Raw genomic sequence first — 26,134 nt, forward strand, 5'->3', positions numbered from 1 at the left:
TAGGAAAAATATAGCATAGAACCGATGTTAGTTCTATGCCTTTTAGAATACTTAAAATTAAATTCCCGAAGGGAGCGTGGCGAAAGCCACTTTTTTATTATATTTTTTTTGACAATGGTTAAATTAATAATATAAGTTTATATAAGGCGGTAATTATATGGCATTGTTGATAAATCAATTAGACGAACATAATGAAAGTGGTATTATTTATTTAATTAAAAATAAAATAGAGGAAGTATTGTTTTTATACGATACTGAACAGATAGATTTGATGAAAAGTATAAGGGAATATTATTCATCAAATTTTTCCGATATAAAATTATATGAAGAAATAGTTACTGAAGGTAATATAGATGGCTTGAGGAATATACTTAAAAAATATAAACAAGATGATATGGTTATTAACCTTACTGGTGGAAAGCGAATAAATTCATTAATATTATTGAGTTTATGTAAAGAAAGTAAAATTAAATGTTTTTATACAGATATAAGAAAAAAATTTATCTACAGTTTTAATGAACAGTTATTAAAGGTCAATGAAGAAATAGAAGATTTAAATTTACTATCAATAATAAAAGGTTTTGGTGGAAATATAGTAGATGATTCCTATGAATTATGTTTAAAGGATGATTTAATATATTTTTCAAAGCAAATTTATAATAATTTAGATTTGTGGAATAAACATAAACAAAAATTATATGATAAGTCAATTTTTCTACATGAAGAAAATAATCCTGAAATTATTAATATAGATTATAGTAGAATTGAAGATGAAGAGAGGAATCTTCTTGATTTAATACTTAATAAGATGAAGGAAATGAATGAAATAGCCTTTAGCAAGAATAATGATAAAGTAAAGGTGCGTTTTTTAAATAACTATATTAAGGGATTTATCTTTAAAAGTGGAACATGGTTAGAGATAGCTACTAATAATTTACTTAAGAATATTAAAGAAATAGATGAATGTAGGAATGGCGTTATTTTTTTATGGAATAATGGTAGAAAAACAGTAAGAAATGAATTGGATATAATAGCAGTAAAGGATTCAGTACCTATATGTATATCTTGTAAAGATAGTGATAAGTACAATGAAATGGCTTTAAATGAATTAAATGTTTATGCCAGTAAGATAGGCGGGGAAAATGCTTATAAGATTCTTGTTGCTACAAAAGAGCCAATAAAAGAACCAGTAAAGATGAGAGCAAAGGAAATGGGAATACACCTTGTTATATTTGATGGCAATGAAAAAAAATTTATCAACACAATAAAGAATATAATTAAAAATTGATAATTTAAAGGAGCAGATACTAAAAAGTACTGCTCCTAATTTTATAGTTAAGCAGTGAATGTTTCTTTGTATTCACTTAGTTAAGTTGCTTCTTAAATAGTAGAAGGCCATTTAACCCCAATTTTTTCTCCCATTTGTACCGCTGTTTCAAAGCCTAGGGAAGATTGTATAATGATATCTTCATCTATGTCTACAGTATTGGGTTTAAAGAAGAGAATAGTTGTTGATCCACCAAATTTAAAGTATCCTTTTTCATCACCTTTTGATACTTTTTTATTAGGACAGTAGCTTTGAATTATTGATCCAACGCATGTAGCACCAACCTCTACATGAATTATATCTCCAAAGTTTTCTGATTTAAAAATAGACCATTCTCTTTTATTTTGGCAGTAAAGTTTAGCAACTCTTTCTAAAGCTGTAGGATTTACAGAATAATAATTACCCTTTATAAAGTGATTTTCTAAAGGAACTCCATTATCAATAAAGTGAAAACGGTGATAATCAGTTGGACATAATCTCAAGACTAAACATGTTCCACCTTCATATTCTTTTGCTAGAGCATTATCTTCTAATAATTCAGCCAGGCTATAATGAATATTTTTTACTTGTACTAAGTTTTCCATAGATATATTAGTATAAGCTAGTAATCTTCCATCACCGGGAGAAATAAGTGTATTTGAATTTTTATCAAAAGGTCGTGCTTCTGGAAGTAGCTTTCTTATGAAGAAATCATTAAAACTTTTATAAGTATTTATACTATCAGCACATTTACTCATATCTATAGAAAATGAGTTGATAAATGATTTAATTTTTCTTTTACTAAATTTCGTATTACAATAAAAGCCATAAATTTTTGAAAAAAGCTTTCTTTTTATAAAGAGTTCTAATAAGCTTTTGCCTAAAGGAGATTCATATGTCCATTTAATATATTTTTCTCCAGCCACCTTTTCAATGTCATATTTTCCTGTTTTTCTGTTGTAAATTCGTATCATCACTTAATACCTCAATAAAAGATTTTTAGTATGTATATTATTCATATTATCACATTTTCATAAAAATATGATAAATAAAAAAGTGGCAAAAGCCACTTTAATAATAAAATATATAAATTATAAGCTGAATTTTTCTAAGAATTCATCATATGACATAGATCTATCGAATATTGAACCATTGTCATCAATTCTTATTATTCTATTAGCTATAGTTTGAACGAATTGGTGGTCATGAGAAGCAAATAAAATATTGCTGTTATAATCCTTTAATCCGTTATTTACAGCTGTGATTGATTCAAGGTCTAAGTGGTTAGTAGGACCATCTAAAACTAAGACATTAGCATTAGTAAGCATCATTTTAGAAAGCATACATCTAACCTTTTCTCCTCCTGATAATACGTTAGCTTGTTTTAAAGCTTCTTCTCCAGAGAATAACATTCTACCTAAGAATCCTCTTATATAACTTTCAGATTTTTCTTCAGAATATTGTCTTAACCAGTCAACTAGGTTTAAGTTACAATCATTGAAGTATTCAGAGTTATCCATTGGGAAGTAAGCAGATGTTATTGTAATTCCCCATTTGTATGAACCTGCATCTGGTTCCATTTCGCCATTGATTATTTTAAATAAAGTAGTTATGGCAATTTCGTTACCAACGAAAGCTATCTTGTCTTCTTTATTAACTCTGAAGCTTACATTATCTAATACTTTAACACCATCGATAGTTTTGCTTAATCCTTCAACTGTTAAGATATCATTTCCAACTTCTCTTTCAGGTTTAAATCCAACGAATGGATATCTTCTGCTTGATGGTTGAATATCATCTAAAGTGATTTTATCTAATAATTTCTTACGAGATGTGGCTTGCTTAGATTTAGAAGCATTAGCACTGAATCTAGCAATGAAGTCTTGTAATTCTTTAATTTTTTCTTCTTTTTTCTTGTTTTGATCTTTAGCCATTTGAGCAGCTAATTGGCTTGATTCATACCAGAAGTCGTAGTTACCAACATATAATTTTATTTTTCCAAAGTCAACATCAGCCATGTGAGTACAAACTTCATTTAAGAAGTGTCTATCATGTGATACTACTATAACTGTACCTTCAAAGTCACCTAAGAAGTTTTGAAGCCATCTAATTGATTTAATATCTAAGTGGTTAGTAGGTTCATCTAGGATTAATATTCCAGGATTTCCAAATAAAGCTTGAGCAAGTAATACTTTTACCTTTTCTGCTCCTGTAAGTTCTGCAATTTTTTTATAGTGCATATCAGTTCCGATACCTAAACCTTGTAAAAGTGATGATGCTTCAGATTCAGCTTCCCATCCGTTTAACTCAGCAAATTCACCTTCAAGTTCAGATGCTTTAATACCATCTTCATCTGTGAAATCTGGCTTAGCATATAAAGCATCTTTTTCTTTCATTATGTCATATAATCTTTTATTACCCATTATAACAGTTTCTAAAACTTCGAAATCATCATATTGGTAATGATCTTGTTTTAAGACTGACATTCTAGTATTTGGAGCAATTACAACTTCACCAGTGTTTGGTTCAACTTCTCCAGCTAATATTTTTAAAAATGTACTCTTACCAGCACCATTGGCACCTATAACACCATAACAGTTACCAGGAGTAAATTTTATATTTACATCTTCAAATAATTTACGAGAACCATATCTTAAACTAACGTTTAATACATTTATCACTAAATCTACCTCATTTCATTTATTATTCTTTCGATATTATAACATAAATTAATATTAAATAAATGAAAATATGCAATATTAGGATAGTAAATTAGTGAGAAAACTGTAAAAAAACATTGCTATATTACATAGCAAAATACTGAAATAAAGTGACTTAAGCTTCCTAATATAATAAATATGTGAAAAATTTCATGAAATTCAAATTTACCGATTTTTAATTTAGCAGGCTTTGCACCATAGATTATTCCACCAATTGTATATAGTACGCCACCAAGTACTAGCCAAAATATGCTCATGACAGGAAGATTAGCACATAGCGGTTTTAGCATAAAAATTGAGGCCCAGCCCATTCCTATATACATAGAAGTTTGTAACCATCTTGGACAATTAAACCAACAAAGCTTAAATACTATACCAATTATTGCAATAGTAAACATAATTAAAAGCATAGGCAATCCAATTGAATTTCTTAAAGAAATTAAACAAAATGGAGCATAAGATCCAGCAATTAAAACGAAAATCATTGAATGATCTAATTTTTGGAAAAAATTAATAACTTTTTCACTAGACATTATTCCATGATATGTTCCAGAAACTGTATAAAGTAATATTAAACAGATACCGAATATTGTAACAGAAATTATAGAAGTAAAGTTTGGATCAGTTAATACAACTTTTGATAGCATAGCGATTAATGCAATAAAAGATAGTATTGCTCCAGCTAAATGAGTAATAGAATTTATAGGTTCTCTAAGTTTATTTATCATCAAAAGCACCTCACAATTAATATGGTTTTTTAAACTACTTATTATTATATTAATATTATGAGATGTATATAGATATATGTCAAAAGTCATTAATCTCGAAATTTTGGGATATTTTATTGAAAAATAAGATTAACATTGAAATTTTAATAAAATACTATTAATATTAAATTATATTAACTGTATGATATAGTTTTAGAAACTATATGGAGGTATTATGGAAGTTAAAGATATTTTTAATGAAATGAATTTTGATAATAGAATTGAACTGGAAGAAATGCCAGAGCTTGATTTATATATGGATCAAGTTATACAACTTTTTGAAAATAAACTTTCTTCGTTAAAGAGGAATGATGAAGAAAAGATATTAACTAAAACAATGATTAATAATTATGCTAAGGGTAAACTATTATTACCTATTAAAAATAAAAAATATACTAAAGAACATCTTATTATGATGGCTTTTATTTATAATTTAAAAGGTGCATTATCTATAAATGATATTAAGATTAGCCTTGATGAAGTTATAGCAAATTATAGTGAAGAAAAATCTAATGATTTAAGAGAGTTATATAATGACTACTTATATGAAAGTAAAGAGGATGAAGAAATTTTTAAAAGTAGTATTAAAGAAAAAATAGAAGAATTGGATAATAGAGTTTGTACATCAGAGAATTTATCAAATGATTATAAAAAGAATTTTCTTCTTTTATGTTCATTAGTAAATATGAGTAATATGTATAGAAGAGCCAGTGAAAAATTAATAGATGAGTTTTTTACAAAAAATAATGAATAAAAGGAGAAAGAGAAATGAAGAGTTCTGTGGAGCTTAAAAATGAACTTTTTAAGATTGATGGTAAAGGGTATAAGGCATATAAAGTATTAGAAGGAAAATATGATTTTAAAAAATATGTTTTATCCATAGATCATGTTCAGGGAGATCCATTTGCTTCACCATCAAGAGTAAGGATTATTATTGATAATAAAATTGCTCAAATTCCTGAAGAGTTATTTGATAATAAGAATAAGGAAGTTGCTGTATGTGATTTTTTAACTAGATTATTTAGCAAAAATATCAAAAATCAGAGTGAGAAAATATTTGGTTCTGGAAAAAGTGGTTTAATTGAAATAAGTAGATGTCCACAAGAAATATTAGAAAGAACAGCAATTATAAGAAATAAAAATTTTTTTGAAGCAAGATTTTATGTAGGATTTCCAGCTAGAGGAAGAAGCGTGTTAGCAAGAGAGTTAGAAAAGATAATATTTAATATAATTCCTAACATAGTGGAAAATACATTTATTTATAAAAATATTAATAAATTAAATTTAATTAATAGAGTTAAATTAATAGAAGATCAGTTTTATATAAGAAAAAATCTTAAGGAAAAAGGGTTGGTAGCTTTTGTGGCCAATGAATCAATATTACCTAGAGAAAGTGGTGTTTCTGCAAGGCCATTAAGAAATGGTAAGAAATTTATTTCACCACAAGCTTTAGAAGTGGAATTTGATACGCCAAATAGAGGGAAGATAAAAGGGATGGGAATACCAAAAGGAATAACTCTTATTATAGGAGGGGGATACCATGGAAAATCAACTTTATTAAGGGCATTAGAATTAGGTATATATAATCATATAGAAGGTGATGGCAGAGAGTTTGTAATTACAGATGAAAGTGCATTGAAAGTAAGAGCTGAAGATGGTAGGGCAATAACATCAATGGATATTTCTTTATTTATTAATAATTTGCCTAATGGAAAAGATACCATTAAATTTAATACGGAAAATGCCAGTGGAAGTACTTCTCAAGCCGCTAATATTATTGAAGCAATAGAAAGTAAGTCTAAAGTTCTTTTAATAGATGAAGATACATCAGCTACTAACTTTATGATTAGAGATGATATAATGCAGCAGCTGGTGGTTAAGGAAAAGGAGCCAATAACTCCATTCATAGATGTGGCAAAAAGTTTATATAAACAATTAGGAATTTCAACTATTTTGGTAGCAGGAAGTTGTGGTGATTTCTTTGATATAGCAGATTTAGTGATACAGATGGATAGTTATGAACCATATGAAGTGACAGCTAAGGCAAAAGAATTAAGCAGAGGAAAAGTAAGCTTAAGAGATGATTTAGATATAAGTATTGATTTTGGAAGAGTTTTAGATAAGGGCTCTATTTCTGAAGGACCTAAAGGTATTAAGATTAAAACATTAGGAAAAGATGGGTTATCTATTAATAAAGAGAATATTGATTTAAAGTCAGTGGAGCAAATTGTTGATGGTGAACAAATAAATACTATTGGTATAGCAATTAAATTTATAGAAGATAAATATTCTGGCAAAGATTTAACCATTGAAAAAATAGCAGATGAAATAGAAAAGGATATTACTAAAAATTTAATAGGTATAGATAACATAAAAGGTGGAAATGGAAGTTTGGCTATGCCGAGAAAACAAGAAATACTTTGTGCAATAAACAGACTTAGAACTTTAAAAATTAAAAAATAATTTTTAAAGATAAACTTATATAATTATAAATTAAGAATGATGAGTTATGAATTTTAATTCACCTCATTAATTCTTAATTTTTTACTTATATGTAAATTTATAGAAAAATTAATAAAAAATGTAGAATAAATTTTTAAAGTATGGTAATATTAGTTATATAAAGAAATAATGGCCTGTTGGTCAAGCGGTGAAGACGGCACCCTCTCACGGTGCAATCAGGGGTTCGATTCCCCTACGGGTCACCACATAAAAAAAGCAGTACGGAGATACTGCTTTTTTTATTAAAATAGTAAATTTGCTATTAATACTATCACTGGTAGTGTAACTAAAGTTCTTTCCAAAAATATTAGTATTAAGTCTTTTAAATTTACAGGTATTTTTGACCCTAGTAAAAGTCCACCTACTTCAGACATATATACAAGTTGTGTTACTGATACACAAGCAACTATAAATTTTGTCATTTCATTAGTTATTGTATTAGCAGCTAAAACAGATGGTAATAACATATCTGCAAAGCCAACAATTAATGTTTGAGATGCAGCTGTAGCTTCAGGAACCTGAAGAAGTTTTAAAATAGGTATAAAAGGTGTACCTAATACCTGGAATATAGTTGTATACTCAGCTATTATTAAAGCAAGTGTAGCAAGACACATAACCACAGGTAAAACTCCAAGCCACATATCTAATACATTCTTAAATCCTTCAGTAAAGAATTTTTTTATATCATAAGCGTTAACAGCTTTTTCTAATGCATTTTTATATCCCCATGAAAAAGAGTTATATCCTTCAGGAATTACCTCTAAATTTTCCTTAATATTGTCATTATAATACGTATCACTTTTTCTTGATAAAGGTGGTATTCTTGGAACAATTATAGCAGCAACAATTCCAGCAAAAGAAACTGTTAAATAAAATGGAATAAACATATGAGAAAGTCCAACTTGACTTATAACTATTAAACTAAATGTAATTGATACAGCAGAAAAAGTAGTACTTATTGTAGCAGCTTCTCTTTTTGTATAAAATCCATCTTCGTATTGCTTACTAGTAAGCAATATTCCAAGTGTACCGTCACCAAGCCATGAAGTGATACAATCAATTGATGAACGTCCAGGTAATTTGAATATTGGTCTCATAACTTTTGTTAATAATGCACCAAAGAATTCTAAAAGTCCAAAATTTAAAAGTAATGGTAATAGTAAACCTGCAAATAAGAAAATAGAAAATAAAACTGTTAATAGATCGTTTAACACAAAGGCACCAGTTGAATCTCCAATAATAAATTCAGAACCTATACCAAAAAGAGTTAATAAACTAAATATTGCACCAAATACTCTTGCTAAAAGCCATAAAGGTCCAACATTAAATAATGTTTTTAAAAAGCTATTTTCTAAAATGAATTTTGGCTTGAATATTTTAGTAATTATACTAATTACAGCAGAAATTACTAAAATAAAAGTTATTATGTAAATTAATGATGAACCTAAAAAGTTTACTAAAGCATTTGAAAAAATAGCTACTGGAATAGTTATTTGGTCATTATACTTAATAGGAATCATAAAAAGAATTATTCCTAATAAAGAAGGTAGTATAAATTTTAAATTGTTTTTTATATTAGAATTTGAATTATATTTTATATTTGAACCTTCCATTTCTTCCTCCTTTACATATATTAAAAATTTATAAATATACACTAGTATTCATTCTATATGCAAAAATATTAAAAATCAAGAGTGAATATGTGCAAAAAAGTTAAATATTTAATTATAGTTTGGATAAATTTAAGGATAAATATAGCTTTGTAATTAAAAATATAGAAAAATAGAATAAAAGTAATTATAATTAAATAAAAAATACTTTATTATTTTATTTCGATAGAACATAAACATAAAAGGATAAGAAAAACTATGTAGGAGCTGGGATAGTGGATTATAGACAAAATATTAAAAACCATAAGAGGATAGTAGTCAAAGTAGGGACTTCAACATTAACATATAGCAATGGCAATATAAATTTATCAAGAATAGAAAAATTAACTAGAGTATTATCAGATTTAATGAATAGCGGTAAAGAAGTAGTTCTTGTTACTTCAGGAGCTGTTGGCGTAGGGGTAAATAAGCTTAAACTTAAAGAAAGACCAAAAACAATAAAGGAAAAACAGGCAGCTGCAGCTGTTGGGCAAAGTGAGCTTATGCATATATATAGTAAGTTGTTCGGGGAATATAGCCATATAGTAGGGCAAGTATTGTTGACAAGAGATGTAGTTGAAGATGACCATATAAGAAAAAATGTTGTTAATACTTTTGAGACATTAATTGAAAATAAAATAATTCCAATAGTAAATGAAAATGATACAGTAGCTATAGATGAAATTGAAAATATAGTTAGGTTTGGTGATAATGATAATTTATCAGCAATTGTTGCAGGATTAGTATCAGCAGATTTATTAATAATATTATCAGATATAGATGGATTCTATGATTCTGATCCAAGAAAAAATCCAGATTCAAAGATGATTAAGGAAGTAATTGAAATTACTAGAGAATTAGAAGAATGTGCTGGAGGAGCAGGAACAAGTTTTGGAACAGGAGGAATGGCCACAAAATTAACAGCTGCTAAAACAGCTACAAATTTTGGGGTTGATATGATATTAGTTAATGGAGATGATCCAAAAATTCTTTTTGATATAGTTAATGGAGAGGAAATAGGAACGTTATTTATTAAAAAGTAGGGGAGGTAAATATGAGTAGTTTAATTAGTTTAGGGAAGAAAGCTAAAGAAGCAAGTTATATTTTAGGTAATCTTTCTTCTAAAGATAAAAATGATGCATTATATGCTATGGCAGATTTTCTTATTGAAAATTCTAAAGTAATAATTGAAGCCAATAAGAAGGATCTAGAAACATCAAGAATAAAAGGAACTAGTGAAAGTATGCTTGATAGATTGGCTTTAAATGAAGCAAGAATTGAAGGTATGGCTAATGGTCTTAGACAGGTAGCGGCACTTGAAGATCCTGTAGGCGAAGTTTTAGGAATGTGGACTAGACCCAACGGATTACAAATAGGTAAGAAGAGAGTTCCTATGGGTGTTATAGGAATTATATATGAGGCAAGACCAAATGTTACTAGTGATGCAGCGGGACTTTGCTTTAAATCAGGAAATGCTGTGATTTTAAGAGGTGGAAGTGAAGCAATAAATTCTAATAAAGCTATTGCAGAAGCGTTAAGAGAAGGGTTAAAGTCTGTAGGATTAATGGAAGATGCAGTACAATTAGTAGAAGATACATCTAGAGAAGTTGCCACAGAAATGATGAAACTAAATGATTATATAGATGTATTAATACCTAGAGGGGGAGCAGGTCTTATAAAAGCTGTAGTTAATAATGCAACAGTACCTGTTATTGAAACTGGAACAGGAAATTGCCATATATATGTAGATGAAGATTGTGATTTTGAAATGGCAAAAAATATTATAGTTAATGCTAAAACTTCAAGACCATCAGTATGTAATGCAGCAGAAAAGTTATTAATTAATGAAAAGATAGCAGGAAAGTTTATGCCAATTATCTTTGAAGCATTAAGGGAAAATGGTGTTGAAATAAGAGGCGATGAATCACTAAAAGCCTTAGATGATAGTGTTATTTTAGCATCTGAAGAAGAGTGGTATAATGAATATTTAGATTATACTATTGGTGTAAAAATAGTTAAAGATATAGATGAAGCTATTAATCATATAAATAAATTTGGTTCAGGGCATTCAGAAGCTATAGTTACTAAGAGTTATGAAGCCTCTCAAATATTCCTTCAAAAAGTTAATGCAGCAGCTGTATATGTTAATGCATCAACAAGATTTACTGATGGAGAGGAATTTGGATTTGGAGCAGAAATAGGAATAAGCACCCAAAAGCTTCATGCAAGAGGGCCAATGGGACTTAAAGAACTTACAACTATTAAGTATATTATTTTTGGTAATGGACAAATAAGATAATAAGAAATAGGCATTTTTTATATGCCTATTTCTTATTTTGATATATTTCAAAAATTTTTAAAGTTTATTAATTCTTAAAGTGAAAAAAATCCTAGTGTTATTAAGTTAGGGGGATAAATAACTCTAGGTTAGGAGTAATAATAAATTTTAACTACTTTATAATATTATAATAACTTATTAATATGTCAATTTAGTGTCATATTAATAAATAAATTAAAAAAATTAACATTAGGAGAAATTTTATGGAATTTAAGATTTGTAAATTTAATGAGCTTACAGTTATGGAGATGTATGAAATAGCTAGATCAAGGTTTGAAGTATTTGCAATGGAACAAAAAATAATTCAAGAACCTGAATTAGATGGAATAGATAATGAATGTTATCAGGTTTTCTATATGGATAATAATAGAGTTGTAGCATATTGTAGAATAGTGCCTGCAGGAGTTGCCTATAATAATATATCTTTAGGAAGAGTATTAGTGCTAAATGATTATAGAAGGAAAGGCTTAGCACTAATAATGATAAAAGAGGCTCTTAAATTTATAAAAGAAGAGTTGCATGAAGATACTGTAGTATTATCAGGTCAAGTTTATGCAAAAGGATTATATGAAAGTGTTGGATTTAAGATAATATCAGATGTATATGATGAAGTTGGTATCCCTCATGTGAAAATGAAAATTGAATTATAGTGGGCTTAGTATTGACTAAACTCTTTTTTCTATATAAATATACAAGAAAAATTTACAAGCAATAAAAAATAAGTACAAAAGTAAAAAAGATATCATACTATGGTACAAAGAAAAAAGAGGTGAGAATAAGTGGTTTATTTAATCGCATTTTGTTTGTTTTTAATATTAACTATATTAACTATATTTGGTATATATGAATACTATGAAAGAAAATATATAGTAAATTTAAAAGAGCTTCCAAAGTCTTATGATGTAATTATTGTGCTTGGTGCTGGTATAAGGCCTGATGGTACTCCTTGTGATATATTAAAAGATAGGTTATTTACAGCTGCAAAGGTGTATAATGAAGGTATATGTAGAAAAGTTCTTTTAACAGGTGAACATAGAGATGAAGATTATAGTGAGATATTTTCTATGAAGAATTGGATAATGCAGTATAATATTGCAGAAAAAGATATAATTCTTGATGGATATGGTTATTGTACTTACGATAGTATTTTTAGAGCAAAAGATAAATTGAAAATTAATAAAGCTATAATATCAACTAATAGATATCATTTGCCAAGAGCAATTTATATTGCTAGGAGGATTGGGGTTGAAGCATATGGTATTGCTTCAGACTTAAGGCAATATGATAGAATGAAAAAATATAGAAAAAGAGAAAGATTGGCACAAATTAAAGATTTCTTTTTAGTTAACTTTTCACTGAAAAAGAGGAAAGAATAAACTTAGTTAATTATGAACTTAGTAAATGATAAATTATGAATTAAGAATTATGAATTAATGATGAAATTCTTACAGAATTTCTGAAAATTATATTTTTCTAAACTCCCGTAAGGAGTTTATTCCACAATTCATCATTCATCACTCATCATTCATCATTATCTAAGTTCGTAATTCATAATTCATCATTACATAAAGGGGGAGTAAATGTTGAGTAATTACGTATTAATAACTGGTGGCAGTGATGGCATTGGTTTGGAGTTAGCAAAGTTATTTGCTAAAGATAAGCACAATTTGTTGTTAGCAGCTAGAAATATTGAAAAATTAAATAAAGCTAAAGAAATGCTAAAGGGTGAAGGAGTAGATGTAAGAATAATATCTGTAGATTTATCATCTATGGAAGAATGTGAAAAACTTATAAATTATATTGAAGATAATAATCTATCAGTAGATACTTTAGTTAATAATGCTGGCATAGGTTCTTTTGGAGAATTCAAGGATATAAGTTGGGAAAAGGAAGAAGCACTTATTGATATTAATATTAAGGCTCTTAGTAAACTGACTAAGCATTTTTTACCTATGATAATAAAGGCAAAGCAAGGGGGAATTTTAAATGTTGCGTCAACAGCAGCATTTTGTAGCGGACCTAAAATGGCAGCATATTATGGTTCAAAAGCTTATGTTTTAAACTTAACAGAAGCAATACACGAAGAAGTTAAAAAGGATGGCATTAAGGTGAGCTGTCTTTGTCCAGGTCCAGTTAAGACTTCCTTCCAAGCAAAAGCAGGAATTGAAAAATCAGAAGGAGCTAAAAAATATTTAATGGAGGCAAAAGATGTAGCTAAAGAAGGCTATAAAGGCTTTAAGAAGGGAAAAGCAATCATAGTACCAGGAATTAAAAATAAATTATTAGTTAATATAAATAAGTTTGCACCTAGGAGTATAGTGCGTAAAATAGTATTAAAAACAAATGAAAAGTAGGAGGAAGAGGATAGTGGGGATTTTTGATGGATATATAATTGTATCAGATAGATGAGAATATAAATGCAATAAAATATTTTGTTAATAATGGCGGAAAGTTCACTTTAGCTACAGGACGTATGTTACCATCTGTTAAAAGACATGTGAATAAAATCAATGTTAATTTACCAGTGATAATGTATAATGGAGTAAAAGTTTATGATTGTAATAATGATGAAGTAATATGGGAAAGACATTTAGAAGAAAATAAAAAAAGAATTGTACAAGATATAAAAAAAAATAACCCTAATTTAGGAATAGAAATATATAGTGAAGAAGTAGTTTACATATTTCAAAGTTGCAAACAAACTGAAAGATTTAAGAATTTAGGATATGATGTAGTTTATGAAGTAAATGATGATATTTGGAATAAAAAATGGACTAAAGTTTTAATAATTGGCAGTAAAGAAGAACTAGATAATTTTGAAAAAAGTTATCATAAAGAATATGAAGATGCACTTATTAGAAGTTCAGATATTTATTTAGAGATGATACCAGAAGGCATATCAAAAGGACAAGCACTAAAAGAACTTATAAATAAAAATAATATTATAAATCATACTGTTATAGCTGTAGGAGATAATATGAATGATTTGGAGCTTTTAGAAGAGGCAGATTATGGGTTTTGCACGTTAAATGGTAGTGAGAAATTAAAAAAACTATCAAAATACATTGCATGTAGTAATGATGATAATGTAATGGAGTTCTTAATTAAATGGATTGAAAAAGAAAAAATATTTTCTAATTAAAATAAGTGTATAAGAGGGTATAATTTCTGCAAAAGCAAAAAATTGCAAATAATATCCTTATACTAGAAAGTATAAAATAAATATTTAATCTTGACATTAAGTGTAAGAAAATATAGAATGATATACAAGAATAATAAAAAAGTTAAAAAGTACACTTTAAATTGGTCCAGAGAGGCCAGAAAGGAGTATGTAGGTATGTTATACGCAAAACAATATAACTATAGTTACATCGTTGAATCATTAAATAAGTTTTCTAACCACGGTTTTAAATATTTAGAGGATAATAAGGAGATAATTTTACATTAAATTATCTCCCTATTATCCTTTTCTTTTTACGAATTTTTTTAAATAAAAAATAAGAAAAAGGTATTTAACATTGAGAAGCTTAGAAGTGTATTTTTAAAAAGTTTATACATAAAGCTAAAGGGAGGACTAAATAATGAAAGCAAGGCTTATACTTGAAAATGGAATGATTTTTGAAGGTAATGCATTTGGGCATTTAAAAGAAAGTGTTGGAGAAGTTGTATTTACTACAGGAATGACAGGGTATCAAGAGGTTTTAACAGATCCATCATACTATGGTCAGATTGTAACAATGACATATCCTCTTATAGGAAACTACGGAATTAATCTAGAAGATTCAGAATCTAAATCACCAAAGGTAAAAGGATTCATTGTAAGAGAAAACTGCCATTTTCCAAATAACTTTAGATGTGAAATGCAATTAGATGATTATTTAAAACAAAATAAGATAATTGGCCTAGAGGGAATAGATACAAGAGCTTTAACAAAAATATTAAGAAATAATGGAACTATGAAAGGTATTATTTCTTTAGAAAGCGAATCCTTAGATGAAGTGAAAGAAAAAATAGAAGGCTTTTCAAATAAAGAAGCTGTTAAATCAGTAAGTACTAAAAATTCATATACAATTGAAGGTTCAGGCAAACATGTAGCGATAATTGATTTTGGTATAAAGGAAAATATAATAAGAAACTTTAAAAAGAGAGGCTGTAAAATCACAGTATTCCCAATGAATATAACTGCAGAGGAAGTTTTAGCAGTAAATCCTGATTTAATATTTTTATCAAATGGTCCTGGAGATCCAGAAGATTTAACAGAAGTAATAGAAAACATTAAGAAGTTAGTAGGGGTAAAACCAATAGTAGGTATTTGTCTAGGACATCAATTATTAGCATTAACACTTGGTGGACATACTACTAAATTAAAATTCGGACATAGAGGATGCAACCATCCAGTTAAAGATTTAGAAAGAAATATGGTTCATATTACATCACAAAATCATGGATATGTGGTAAATGAATTACCAGAAGATGTGGTAGCAACACATATAAATATAAATGATGGAACAATAGAAGGTATGAAACATACTAAATTACCAATATATTCAGTTCAATTCCATCCAGAGGCAGCAGCAGGGCCAGAGGATAGCGAATATATTTTTGACAGATTTATGGAATATGCACTTTAGGAGGGTTTTAAGATGCCATTAAATAGAAGTATTAAAAAAGTTTTAGTTATAGGATCAGGTCCAATTATTATAGGCCAAGCAGCAGAGTTTGATTATTCAGGAACTCAGGCATGTCAAGCATTAAAAGAAGAAGGTATAGAAGTTGTTTTAGTAAACTCTAACCCAGCTACTATAATGACAGACAAGGAAGTTGCAGACAAAATTTATATAGAGCCATTAACATTAGAGTTTGTGGAAAAAGTAATTGCCAAAGAAAGACCAGATAGCTTACTTGCAGGAATGGGTGGACAAACAGGGTTAAATCTTGCTGTAGACTTACATGATGCAGGAATATTAGATAAATATAATGTAAAAGTAATAGGAACATCCATAGAATCTATAAAAGAAGGTGAAGACAGAGAACTATTCAGAAATATGATGAATAGAATTAATGAACCTGTTATCACTTCAGAAATAGTAACAGATATGGAAGCAGGAATAGCTTTTGCAAATAAGATAGGATATCCAGTTATAGTAAGACCAGCATATACTCTTGGAGGTACTGGTGGTGGTATAGCTGAAAATGAAGATGAATTAAAGGTTATCTTAGCTTCAGGTTTACAATTAAGTACAATAGGACAAGTTTTATTAGAAAAATCAGTTAAGGGATGGAAAGAAGTAGAATATGAAGTAATGAGAGATTCTTACGGAAACTGCATAACTGTATGTAACATGGAAAATATCGATCCAGTAGGTATTCATACAGGTGACAGTATAGTAGTGGCACCATCTCAAACTTTATCAGATAAAGAATATCAAATGCTTAGAACAGCGGCTATCAATATTATAAATGCTGTAGGTATAGAAGGTGGATGTAATGTACAGTTTGCCTTAAATCCAAATTCATTTGAATATGCAGTAATAGAAATTAATCCAAGAGTTTCAAGATCATCAGCATTAGCGTCAAAAGCAACAGGATATCCAATAGCAAAGTTAGCAGCTAAGATAGCTTTAGGTTATGGTTTAGATGAAATAAAAAATGCAGTAACGCAAAAGACTTATGCATGTTTTGAACCTACTTTAGATTATGTAGTGGTGAAGATTCCTAAATGGCCATTTGATAAATTCTTTACAGCAGATAGAGAGCTTGGAACAAAGATGATGGCAACAGGAGAAGTAATGGCCATTGGTGCTAACTTAGAAGCTGCTTTATTAAAAGGTATAAGAAGTTTAGAAATAGGAAAATACTCTTTAGACCATCCAAAGTTTAAGGAAATGAGCATTCAAGAATTAAAAGAAGCAGTAATGAAGCCAGATGATGAAAGATTATTTGCTTTAACAGAAATGATAAGAAGAGATTATAGAATAGAAAGTATTGCTAAGATAACAGGTATCGATATGTTCTTCTTGGAAAAATTCAAATGGATAGTTCATGAAGAAACAAGATTAAAATTATCTTCTATAGATAAATTAGATAAGGAATGGCTATTAAAGCTTAAGAAAAAAGGATTTTCAGATAAAGCAATAGCAGATATGCTTAGAGTTACACCAGATGATATCTATAGATTAAGAAATATATGGAATATAAAGCCAGCATACAAAATGGTTGATACATGCGGTGGAGAATTTGAAGCTTTATCACCTTACTATTATTCAACTTATGAACAATATGATGAAGTTGAAGTTTCAGATAAGAAGAAGGTAATTGTAATTGGTTCAGGACCAATAAGAATAGGACAAGGTATTGAATTTGATTATGCATCAGTACATTGTGTAATGGCTCTTAAGAAAATGGGCATCGAAACTATAATTGTAAATAACAATCCTGAAACAGTAAGTACAGACTTTAATATTTCAGATAAGTTATACTTTGAGCCTTTAACTGAAGAAGATGTATTAAATATAATTGAAAAAGAAAATCCAGATGGAGTAATACTTCAATTTGGTGGGCAAACAGCTATAAAGTTAGCTAACTTCTTAAAAGAAAAGGGTATTAAGACTTTAGGAACTACAGCTGATCAAATTGATATGGCTGAAGATAGAGAGAAGTTTGAAGAATTACTTGAAAAGTTTGATATAGCAAGACCTAAGGGAAAAGGTGTATGGACTTTAGAAGAAGGTATTGAAGAGGCAAGAAGACTTGGATTCCCAGTACTTGTTAGACCTTCATATGTATTAGGTGGACAAGGTATGGAAATAACTCATGATGAAGAAGAATTAACATACTACTTAAAAAATGCATTTATGAAGGATAAGAAGAATCCTATTCTAATAGATAAATACTTAATGGGTAGAGAAATAGAAGTAGATGCTATATCAGATGGCGAAAACATATTAATTCCAGGTATAATGGAACATTTAGAAAGAGCAGGAGTCCATTCAGGAGATTCTGTAACAATGTATCCAAGTCAAAATATAGATGATAAGATTAAGGCTGATGTTTTAGATTATACTAAGAAGCTTGCTTTAGCAATTGGTATAAAAGGTATGATCAATATCCAGTTTATAGAGTTTGATGGAAAGCTATATGTAATAGAAGTTAATCCAAGAGCTTCAAGAACAGTACCATATATAAGTAAGGTTAGTGGAGTACCAATTGTTGATATAGCAACAAAAGTAATGTTAGGAGAAAAATTAGTTAATTTAGGATATGGAGTAGATGTATATCCAGAACCAGACCTAGTATCAGTAAAAGTGCCAGTATTTTCAACTCAAAAACTTCCTAAGGTTGAAGTATCTTTAGGACCTGAAATGAAATCTACAGGAGAAGTTTTAGGTGTTGGTAGAAATGTTAAGGAAGCATTATATAAAGGTTTTGTAGCAGCTAATATGTATCCTTCTAATGAAAAAGGAAAAATACTAGCCACAATTAATAAGCATGATAAAGTTGAATTCTTACCAATAGCAAAGGAATTAGCAAAGGCAGGGTATAAATTTATTGCTACAGAAGGAACTTGCAAATTATTAAGAGAAGCTGGTATAGAAGTAGAACAAGTAAGAAAACTTAATGAAGAATCACCAAACATCCTTGATATAATTAAAAATAAAGAAGTAGATTTGGTAGTTAATACACCTACTAAAGGAAATGACTCTAAGAGAGATGGTTTCTTAATAAGAAGAGCAGCTGTTGAAAGAAATATAGGAGTAATTACGGCACTGGATACTTTAAGAGCTATAGCAGATGTAAAAGTTGAAGAAATTGAAAATAACAATTTAGAAGTTTTTAACATGGCAGAGTAGAAAAAAATGGGCGTTAAAGCCCCAAAAAAGAATCAGTTCGCATTAGATTTAAGCGAACTGATTTTTTTTTATAAACTTTATTTATATTAAACAAAAATTTGTTCAAAATTTAATCTGTGGATAATGTTGATAACATTTCACAAACTGTGGATAACTAAAGAGAAAAATACTTAAAGCATATATTTTTACTAATAAGATAATATAAGATATACTATATATATGTAAAGTAAAAATAATCTTTAATAGAGAAGATATAAATTGGAGTGAGATTATTATGGATAAAAAATATGAAGCTATAGGAGTGTTGGATTCTGGGCTTGGTGGTTTAAGCGTTTTAAGAGAAGCAATAAAAATAATGCCTAATGAGAATTTTATATATTATGGTGATTCAAAAAATGCTCCATATGGAGTAAAAAGTTCAGAGCAAGTAAAAAAGCTAACCTTTGATGTTGTAGAATATTTATTATGTAGAGGTGTTAAAGGTATAATGGTTGCATGTAATACAGCAACTAGTGCAGCTGTAGCAGAGCTTAGAATTAAGTATACAGATATTCCAATAGTAGGTATAGAACCAGCTTTGAAACCAGCAGCTAATAGTAGTAAGGAAGGCAAGATATTAGTTATGGCAACACCAATGACTTTAAAAGAAGTTAAATTTCATAAACTTTTAGATAGATATAGAGATATGAGAGAAATAGAGCCTGTACCATGTGGAGGTTTGATGGAATATGTGGAGCAGGGAATTTTAGAAGGTGAAGAACTTGATGCTTATTTAAGAGAAAAACTAGAGCCATTTATGGATACTAAAATAAGCTCTATAGTATTAGGATGCACACATTATCCATTTGTAAGAAGTGCCATAGCAAAAGTGGTAGGACAAGATATAGATATAATTGATGGAAGCTTAGGTACATCTAGAGAGTTGATGAGAAGATTAAAGGAAAAGGATTTATTAAATGATAGCATGGAAAAAGGAACTATCGAAATGATAAATTCATCTAATAAAAAAGAATTAATAGATTTATGTTGGAAGCTCATAGAAATGTAAAAGAATCGTTTTATTAATGATTCTTTTTTGTTTTTAAAAAAAAGTTTGTTAAAAGCTTGACAAATAGATAGAAGAAGAATAAGATATAAGTATAGAAAGAATTTTCAGAAAATTTTAAAATATTGAGGGGATGTTACATATGAAAAAGAATGTCAAAGTAAGAGAAATATTAGGAAAAGAGTGTAATATAGAGGATGCAATATTATTAAGAGAAATAATAAGAAATAATTTAGAAGATGGAATCCAACTAGATTTTGAAGGGGTTAATAGAGTAGCAACAACTTTTCTTAACTGCTTATTAAATGATTTGATTACAAAGTATGGTAGAAAATATGTTTTTCAACAAGTTGATGTTAAAAATTTATCAAATGTTAGGGATTTTTCAAGAGTAGTGTTAGGAACTACCTTTTAATGAAGATAAAAATACATACAATAAGAAGGTATATAGAAGCATTTAGTATAAGTATTATAAGAGAAAAGAATGGATATATAAGATAAGGTTAATTATAGGAATTAACTTTATCTTATTTTTTTGTGGAAATAATACAAAAGATTAAAATATTTTTATAAAATAAGCAATTAACCTTGAATTACTATGGATAAATATGATAATAATAAACTATAAATAAATGAAAGAGAGGAACTTTTTATGAAGAATCCAATAGTTACAATAGAAATGGAAAATGGAGGAGTTATCAAAGCAGAATTATATCCTGAAATAGCTCCCAATACAGTTAGAAATTTTATAGATTTAATTGATAGAGGATTTTATGATGGAATTATGTTCCATAGAGTAATACCAGGATTTATGATTCAAGGAGGATGCCCAGAAGGCACAGGAATGGGAGGCCCAGGGTATAGAATTAAAGGTGAATTCTCAAGAAATGGATTTAAAAATGAATTAAAACATAAAAGAGGAGTTCTTTCAATGGCAAGAACTATGATTCCAGATTCAGCAGGAAGTCAATTCTTTATAATGGTAGCAGATGCACCACATTTAGATGATCAATATGCTTCATTTGGTAAAGTGATAGAAGGAATGGAAGTGGCTGATAAGATAGTTTCAACTAAAACTGATTATAATGATAAACCATATGAAGATCAAGTAATGAAGAAAGTTACAGTAGATACTTTTGGTGAAAAATATGATGCACCAACAATAATTGAAGATTAATAAATAATCAGGAATGATGAGTTAGCTTAATTCATCATTCTTAAATTATAATTTTATATTTAATAAATAGGAGAAAAGATGTTAAAGAATAATAAGTGTATATTAGTTTATAATCTTAAAGATGAAGAATTACAAAAGCTTAAAAGGCTTCCTTTTAAAGTAATTGAAATTACAAAAGAAATGGCTAGTATGACCGTTAAAGATATAATTGAAGGATTAGAAGTAGAAACAGAAACAGCAAATGAAAATAGTCCAGAAGAAAAAATGATTTTATTTAATAATTTTGCACAAAGAGAAATGAAAAATATGATTTCTACAACAAGAAAGATAGTTAATGGAGGAATATTAGCAATGGTAACACCAATATCAATTAATTGGACTGTAAACTATCTATTGAACCATCTTGTTTTAGAAAGAGAAACTATGTCTAAGGGTAGGAGATAAGAATATGAGTAGAGTAGGGGAAAAGATTAAAGAGGCAAGATTAAAATCTGGTATGACTCAAAAGGTTTTAGCTAAAAAGCTAGGTGTAGCAGAAAAATATATAAACGAAGTTGAAATGGGAAAAAAGGTAGTACAGGAATCTTTTATTGATAGAGCTGCTAAAATATTAAAGGCTGATTTAAATGATATAAGTATGGTAGTTACAGATGAAGCTTTAATGGAAGAAAGAAAAAATGAAACTGTTAATAAAAAGCCCAATAAAATTGAAGTAAATGAATTTTGGAATGATGCTTTTTCTTCAGTTTTAAAGAGCGTACCTGTCTATGGATATGGTTTAAATGTAGCAAAAGGAAGAAAAGAGTTGCCAGTGCATTCTAATAAAATAGAAGGTTTCCCACAAGATAAAGTTTTATATATAGAAATTGAAGATAGTGAAATGTCTGGTTTTAGAATGATGCCGGGAGATTTGGCTTTTGCTCATTTAGTAAAGGAAATAAGTAATAATGGATTCTTCTTAGTTGAGTACAAGAGTAAGAGAAAAATAAGACAGATTAAGAATCTTGGAAATTCAAAAGTTCTTCTAGTAAGTAATGGAGGAGCTCTTATGACTGAAACTGCAGAAGTAAAAGAGATAGAAGTCTTAGCTAAACTAGAAAGAATAGAAATAAAATTATAAGAAGTGCCGAAAGGCACTTTTTTTTGTTATAAAGACATATATTGTTATAAACCAATATAATGAGGTGTTAGATATAGAAACTAATTTAGGATTATTAAAAGAACTTCCAAAGGAAGTCCTTAGTAAATTAAATATTTCTAGTAGCTATCTTTTAGGTGAAACTGAAAAAGAAATAGAGGTTGTGATTATTTCAGGAGATAATCCTGATAATATTTCAAAAATTGTAGATAATTTAGGTGGGAAATACTTAAATTTAGGATATAACTTTGGAATTGTGACAATACCTTTTGATAAAATAATTAATTTAGCACTGATTCCTACAATACAATACATTGAATTTCCTAAAAATTTATACACAACAGATTTTGAAAGTAATAGAGCTAGTTGTATAACACAGATATCAAAGGCTAATGGACTAAATGGAAAAGGAACTATTGTAGGGTTTCTTGATACAGGAATTGATTATACTCATCCAGCTTTTATAAATGCAGATGGTACTAGTCGAATAGAGTATATATATGATTTAAGTTTAGGTGGAGTAGTATATAGTAAAGCACAAGTAAATGAAGCTTTAAAGACTGAAAATCCTTATGATATTGTACAGTCTAGAGATGATGTAGGTCATGGTACTCATGTTACAGGAATTGCTTGTGCAGGTGGAAATATTCCATCTAGATATTATGGAGTTGCACCTGAAAGTTCAATAATAATGGTAAAGGTAGCTAGAGGATTATTTACTTTAAGTACTGATATAATGAAGGGCATAAAATTTCTTATAGATAAAAATAAAGAGCTTAATATGCCATTGGCAATTAATATAAGTTTAAGCACAAATGATGGAGCACATAATGGTAGTAGCCTTCTAGAACAATACATTTCAACAGTTTCAACTTTAGAGCGAGTAACCATTGTTATTGCAGCAGGAAATGAAGGTGAAGCAGCGCATCATATATCAGGAAATTTAGAAGAAGTAAATGAAATACTTTTTAATGTTTCATCTGATGAAACTACAGTTGTAATAAATTTATATAAGTCATTATTACCTTCATTGAGTATAAAGCTAATTTCTCCAAGTGGAGGTAGTACTGGAGAAATAACAATAAAAGAAGGATTTCAAGAAGGTGCAATTGGTAATTCAAGATATTCTATATATTTAACAGGACCTAAGCCATTTGATATAAGTGGTGAGATTGGAATTATAATAAGTGGAATTAATGAATATATAACACCAGGTGAATGGAAAGTAAATTTAAGAAAATTGGATAATTATGATGGAACCTTTGATATGTGGTTACCTATTTCAGAAGGGTTAAATATTAACACTAAATTTGTAAATCCAGTTGTTTATAATACTTTAGGAATTCCTGCTACAGTAAGAAATGTAATATCTGTTGGTAGTTACAATTACTTAATAGACACCATATCACCATTTACAGGAAGAGGAAAAAAATTTGAAGGTCAATATATAAAGCCAGATATAGTTGCACCAGGAGAAGGAATTTATTCAGCTATTCCTAATAGAAGTTTTGATAAAAAAACAGGTACATCTATGGCTACACCACAAGTTACAGGAGCTGCTGCACTTATGATGCAATGGGGTATAGTAAATGGAAATGATTATTACTTATATGGAGAAAGATTAAAGTATTTTTTAATATTAGGTGCTAAAAAAAATAGAAAAGATATAATATATCCAAGTCCATCATGGGGATATGGTGAACTTTGCTTAAGAGATAGTTTTAATATATTAGCACAAACATTAGGCATAGGATTTAGAGATATTGATATTGAAAATAGACAAAATAGTAATTTTGATTTAGAGCTGTCAAATATAGGTGTTAAATATGATACAACTAGTGAAGATAATGTATTTCTTTTAGTAGAAGTTACAGGAAAAACCAATCTTGATGATATATTAAAAATACTGAATATTTCAGGTGTTATGGTATCCTCAAATTTTGCTATTATAATAACACCAGCTAATAAAGTTAATGAAATAAGTAATATAGTTTTAAGGATAGTTAATATTGAAGTTTCAACAATATTAACATTAAATGCTATATCTCCGTTGGAAGCTAGTGGCGCACCAGTATTTAATAATAATCCTTATTTAAGGCTTAATGGAAGAGGTGTATTAGTAGGAATAATAGATACAGGAATAGATTATCTTAATAAAGAATTTCAAAGAGAAGATGATACAACAAGAATAGTAAGAATATGGGATCAAACTATACAAGGAAATAAGGAGATATATAGCTTGAAATATGGAACAGAATATACTGAAGATCAAATAAATCAAGCTATAAGATTACAAGCTTCAGGAGGAAATCCATATAGTATAGTTCCGTCTAAAGATGATATAGGACATGGAACAAGAATGGCTGGAATTATTGGAGGAAGAGGAATAAACCCAGATTTAAAGGGAGCTGCTTCAGATTGTCAATTTATTATTGTTAAATTATCTAGAGCAACTAAAGTAGAACTTGATGTAGCTGTCATTGATAAAACAGATGTGCCTTCATATAGTCCATGGAGTGCATTATTAGCATTAAGATATATAATTGCTGTTGCCAGAGAATTAAAGCGTCCAGTAGTTGTTTTTGAACCTCTTGGAAGTAATATGGGTTCACATACAGGAAATGGGATTGTTGAACAATCTATAAATAACTATTCAACACAATCAGGAACTGTTGTTGTTGTTCCTACAGGAAATCAAGGAAATACAGATACTCATACTGAAGGGATAATAGAAAGTTCTGGTGATATAAAAGATATAGAAATAAGAGTTGGTGAAAAGCAAAAGAATTTACCAATAGAAATATGGGTAAATAAGCCTAATAGGGTGAAGCTTTCTATAATTTCACCTTCAGGAGAGATGATAGATAATTTAGATTCTAAAAATGCGAATAATGAAAGAATTAAATTTTTATATGAAGGAACTGAAATGATAGTTAATTTTACTTCCCCTGAATTATCAACTGGAGATTCTCATATTTTTATAAGAGCTTATAATTTAAAAGCAGGAATTTGGAAGTTTAGATTAACTGGTCAATATATAGTTGAAGGAAAATATTATGCTTGGATACCACAAAGAGAACTTTTAGATAGTGAAACTAAGTTTTTAAATTCAGTTGGTTATACTACACTTACATTATCTAGTACATCTAATAGAGCAATTTCAGTGGCATATTACAATCAAGAGGATAATTCAGTTGTAACTGAATCAGGAAGGGGTTATACACGAGATAAAATGATAAAACCAGATATAGCAGCAGGAGGATTTAATGCGATAGTTACTAATCCAGGTGGTGGAACTGCTGTAATTAGTGGAGCTTCTGTTGCAGGAGCTGTAGTTGCAGGTTGTTGTGCTCTTATTCTTCAATGGGCAGTTACTGACAAAAACTATCCTGATATATATGCAGAACAAATAAAGGCATATATCATAAGTGGGGCTAAAGGAAGGCCAGGAGATGTTTATCCTAATAAGGAGTGGGGATATGGAATGTTTGATATGAAGGGAATATTTGATAGGATTAAAGATACGTATAATCCTAGAAAAAGTGAAGATTATGAAGAATATAGAGTTAATAACTTATTCATAAGGATTCCAAAATCTAGATATAATAGAACTATTAATTAAAAAAAGCATATTAATATAAT

The 26,134-nt window shown here is 28.7% G+C and carries 21 protein-coding genes and 1 tRNA gene; 18 read left to right on the plus strand and 4 right to left on the minus strand.

Going from position 1 to position 26,134, the window contains the following annotated elements; genetic code table 11:
* Nucleotides 1–157: 157 nt before the first annotated feature.
* A complete protein-coding gene (locus BHW04_RS06955) occupies nt 158–1,288 on the plus strand; it encodes a Card1-like endonuclease domain-containing protein (protein ID WP_186835162.1) in 1,131 nt (376 codons plus the stop codon).
* Nucleotides 1,289–1,380: 92 nt separating this feature from the next.
* Here the strand turns inward: BHW04_RS06955 and BHW04_RS06960 are convergent, their stop codons facing one another.
* The 3 genes from BHW04_RS06960 to trhA all read right to left on the minus strand — a co-directional run bounded on the left by BHW04_RS06960 (nt 1,381) and on the right by trhA (nt 4,754).
* The gene (locus tag BHW04_RS06960) at nt 1,381–2,280 is read right to left on the minus strand and encodes a phosphatidylserine decarboxylase (protein WP_302699264.1); all 900 of its coding nucleotides are present in this window, start codon (nt 2,278–2,280) and stop codon (nt 1,381–1,383) included.
* A 117-nt stretch (nt 2,281–2,397) separates the two neighbouring features.
* A complete protein-coding gene (locus BHW04_RS06965; RefSeq protein ID WP_022211242.1) occupies nt 2,398–3,987 on the minus strand; it encodes an ABC-F family ATP-binding cassette domain-containing protein in 1,590 nt (529 codons plus the stop codon).
* Nucleotides 3,988–4,106: 119 nt separating this feature from the next.
* Entirely contained in the window at nt 4,107–4,754 is a 648-nt protein-coding gene (gene trhA, locus BHW04_RS06970; protein WP_186835163.1) for a PAQR family membrane homeostasis protein TrhA, read from the minus strand.
* 214 nt (nt 4,755–4,968) lie between these two features.
* Between trhA and BHW04_RS06975 the strand changes: the two genes are divergently transcribed.
* The 3 genes from BHW04_RS06975 (at nt 4,969) to BHW04_RS06985 (ending at nt 7,501) form a co-directional block, all read left to right on the plus strand.
* Entirely contained in the window at nt 4,969–5,547 is a 579-nt protein-coding gene (locus BHW04_RS06975; RefSeq protein ID WP_186835164.1) for a DUF1836 domain-containing protein, read from the plus strand.
* 14 nt (nt 5,548–5,561) lie between these two features.
* Complete coding sequence (locus BHW04_RS06980) at nt 5,562–7,256, plus strand: ABC-ATPase domain-containing protein (protein WP_302699265.1); 1,695 nt, start codon at nt 5,562–5,564, stop codon at nt 7,254–7,256.
* Nucleotides 7,257–7,426: 170 nt separating this feature from the next.
* A tRNA-Glu gene (locus tag BHW04_RS06985) sits at nt 7,427–7,501 on the plus strand.
* 36 nt (nt 7,502–7,537) lie between these two features.
* On the opposite strand, the gene BHW04_RS06990 is transcribed toward BHW04_RS06985, so the two are convergent.
* A complete protein-coding gene (locus tag BHW04_RS06990) occupies nt 7,538–8,908 on the minus strand; it encodes a YjiH family protein (RefSeq protein WP_302699266.1) in 1,371 nt (456 codons plus the stop codon).
* 272 nt (nt 8,909–9,180) lie between these two features.
* On the opposite strand from BHW04_RS06990, the gene proB reads away from it, so the two are divergent.
* The 14 genes from proB (at nt 9,181) to BHW04_RS07060 (ending at nt 26,114) form a co-directional block, all read left to right on the plus strand.
* Nucleotides 9,181–9,987 carry a glutamate 5-kinase gene (proB, locus tag BHW04_RS06995; protein WP_302699267.1) on the plus strand — a complete coding sequence of 269 codons (807 nt, stop codon included), beginning with the start codon at nt 9,181–9,183 and terminating at the stop codon, nt 9,985–9,987.
* An 11-nt stretch (nt 9,988–9,998) separates the two neighbouring features.
* A complete protein-coding gene (locus BHW04_RS07000; protein WP_302699268.1) occupies nt 9,999–11,243 on the plus strand; it encodes a glutamate-5-semialdehyde dehydrogenase in 1,245 nt (414 codons plus the stop codon).
* A gap of 242 nt (nt 11,244–11,485) precedes the next feature.
* A complete protein-coding gene (locus BHW04_RS07005; protein ID WP_302699269.1) occupies nt 11,486–11,932 on the plus strand; it encodes a GNAT family N-acetyltransferase in 447 nt (148 codons plus the stop codon).
* 129 nt (nt 11,933–12,061) lie between these two features.
* Nucleotides 12,062–12,658 carry a SanA/YdcF family protein gene (locus BHW04_RS07010; protein WP_302699270.1) on the plus strand — a complete coding sequence of 199 codons (597 nt, stop codon included), beginning with the start codon at nt 12,062–12,064 and terminating at the stop codon, nt 12,656–12,658.
* A 204-nt stretch (nt 12,659–12,862) separates the two neighbouring features.
* Nucleotides 12,863–13,636 (plus strand): SDR family NAD(P)-dependent oxidoreductase, encoded by a 774-nt coding sequence (locus BHW04_RS07015; protein WP_302699271.1) that lies wholly within the window; start codon nt 12,863–12,865, stop codon nt 13,634–13,636.
* Between the two features lie 38 nt (nt 13,637–13,674).
* Complete coding sequence (locus BHW04_RS07020; RefSeq protein ID WP_302699272.1) at nt 13,675–14,424, plus strand: HAD-IIB family hydrolase; 750 nt, start codon at nt 13,675–13,677, stop codon at nt 14,422–14,424.
* 439 nt (nt 14,425–14,863) lie between these two features.
* Nucleotides 14,864–15,913: a carbamoyl phosphate synthase small subunit gene (locus tag BHW04_RS07025; protein WP_291661599.1), complete on the plus strand. Its 1,050-nt coding sequence runs from the start codon at nt 14,864–14,866 to the stop codon at nt 15,911–15,913.
* A 12-nt stretch (nt 15,914–15,925) separates the two neighbouring features.
* Entirely contained in the window at nt 15,926–19,132 is a 3,207-nt protein-coding gene (carB, locus tag BHW04_RS07030; protein WP_302699273.1) for a carbamoyl-phosphate synthase large subunit, read from the plus strand.
* A 274-nt stretch (nt 19,133–19,406) separates the two neighbouring features.
* Nucleotides 19,407–20,180: a glutamate racemase gene (murI, locus tag BHW04_RS07035; RefSeq protein WP_302630868.1), complete on the plus strand. Its 774-nt coding sequence runs from the start codon at nt 19,407–19,409 to the stop codon at nt 20,178–20,180.
* A 139-nt stretch (nt 20,181–20,319) separates the two neighbouring features.
* Nucleotides 20,320–20,592 carry an STAS-like domain-containing protein gene (locus BHW04_RS07040; protein ID WP_022211254.1) on the plus strand — a complete coding sequence of 91 codons (273 nt, stop codon included), beginning with the start codon at nt 20,320–20,322 and terminating at the stop codon, nt 20,590–20,592.
* 237 nt (nt 20,593–20,829) lie between these two features.
* Nucleotides 20,830–21,354: a peptidylprolyl isomerase gene (locus BHW04_RS07045; protein WP_022211255.1), complete on the plus strand. Its 525-nt coding sequence runs from the start codon at nt 20,830–20,832 to the stop codon at nt 21,352–21,354.
* Nucleotides 21,355–21,432: 78 nt separating this feature from the next.
* The gene (locus tag BHW04_RS07050; protein ID WP_302699274.1) at nt 21,433–21,798 is read left to right on the plus strand and encodes a DUF3783 domain-containing protein; all 366 of its coding nucleotides are present in this window, start codon (nt 21,433–21,435) and stop codon (nt 21,796–21,798) included.
* A gap of 4 nt (nt 21,799–21,802) precedes the next feature.
* A complete protein-coding gene (locus tag BHW04_RS07055) occupies nt 21,803–22,474 on the plus strand; it encodes a helix-turn-helix domain-containing protein (protein WP_302699275.1) in 672 nt (223 codons plus the stop codon).
* A 64-nt stretch (nt 22,475–22,538) separates the two neighbouring features.
* Entirely contained in the window at nt 22,539–26,114 is a 3,576-nt protein-coding gene (locus BHW04_RS07060) for a S8 family peptidase (RefSeq protein ID WP_302699276.1), read from the plus strand.
* Nucleotides 26,115–26,134 lie beyond the last annotated feature (20 nt).

This window comes from Clostridium sp. 29_15 (genome assembly GCF_001916075.1).
Lineage (GTDB): Bacteria > Bacillota > Clostridia > Clostridiales > Clostridiaceae > Clostridium > Clostridium lentum.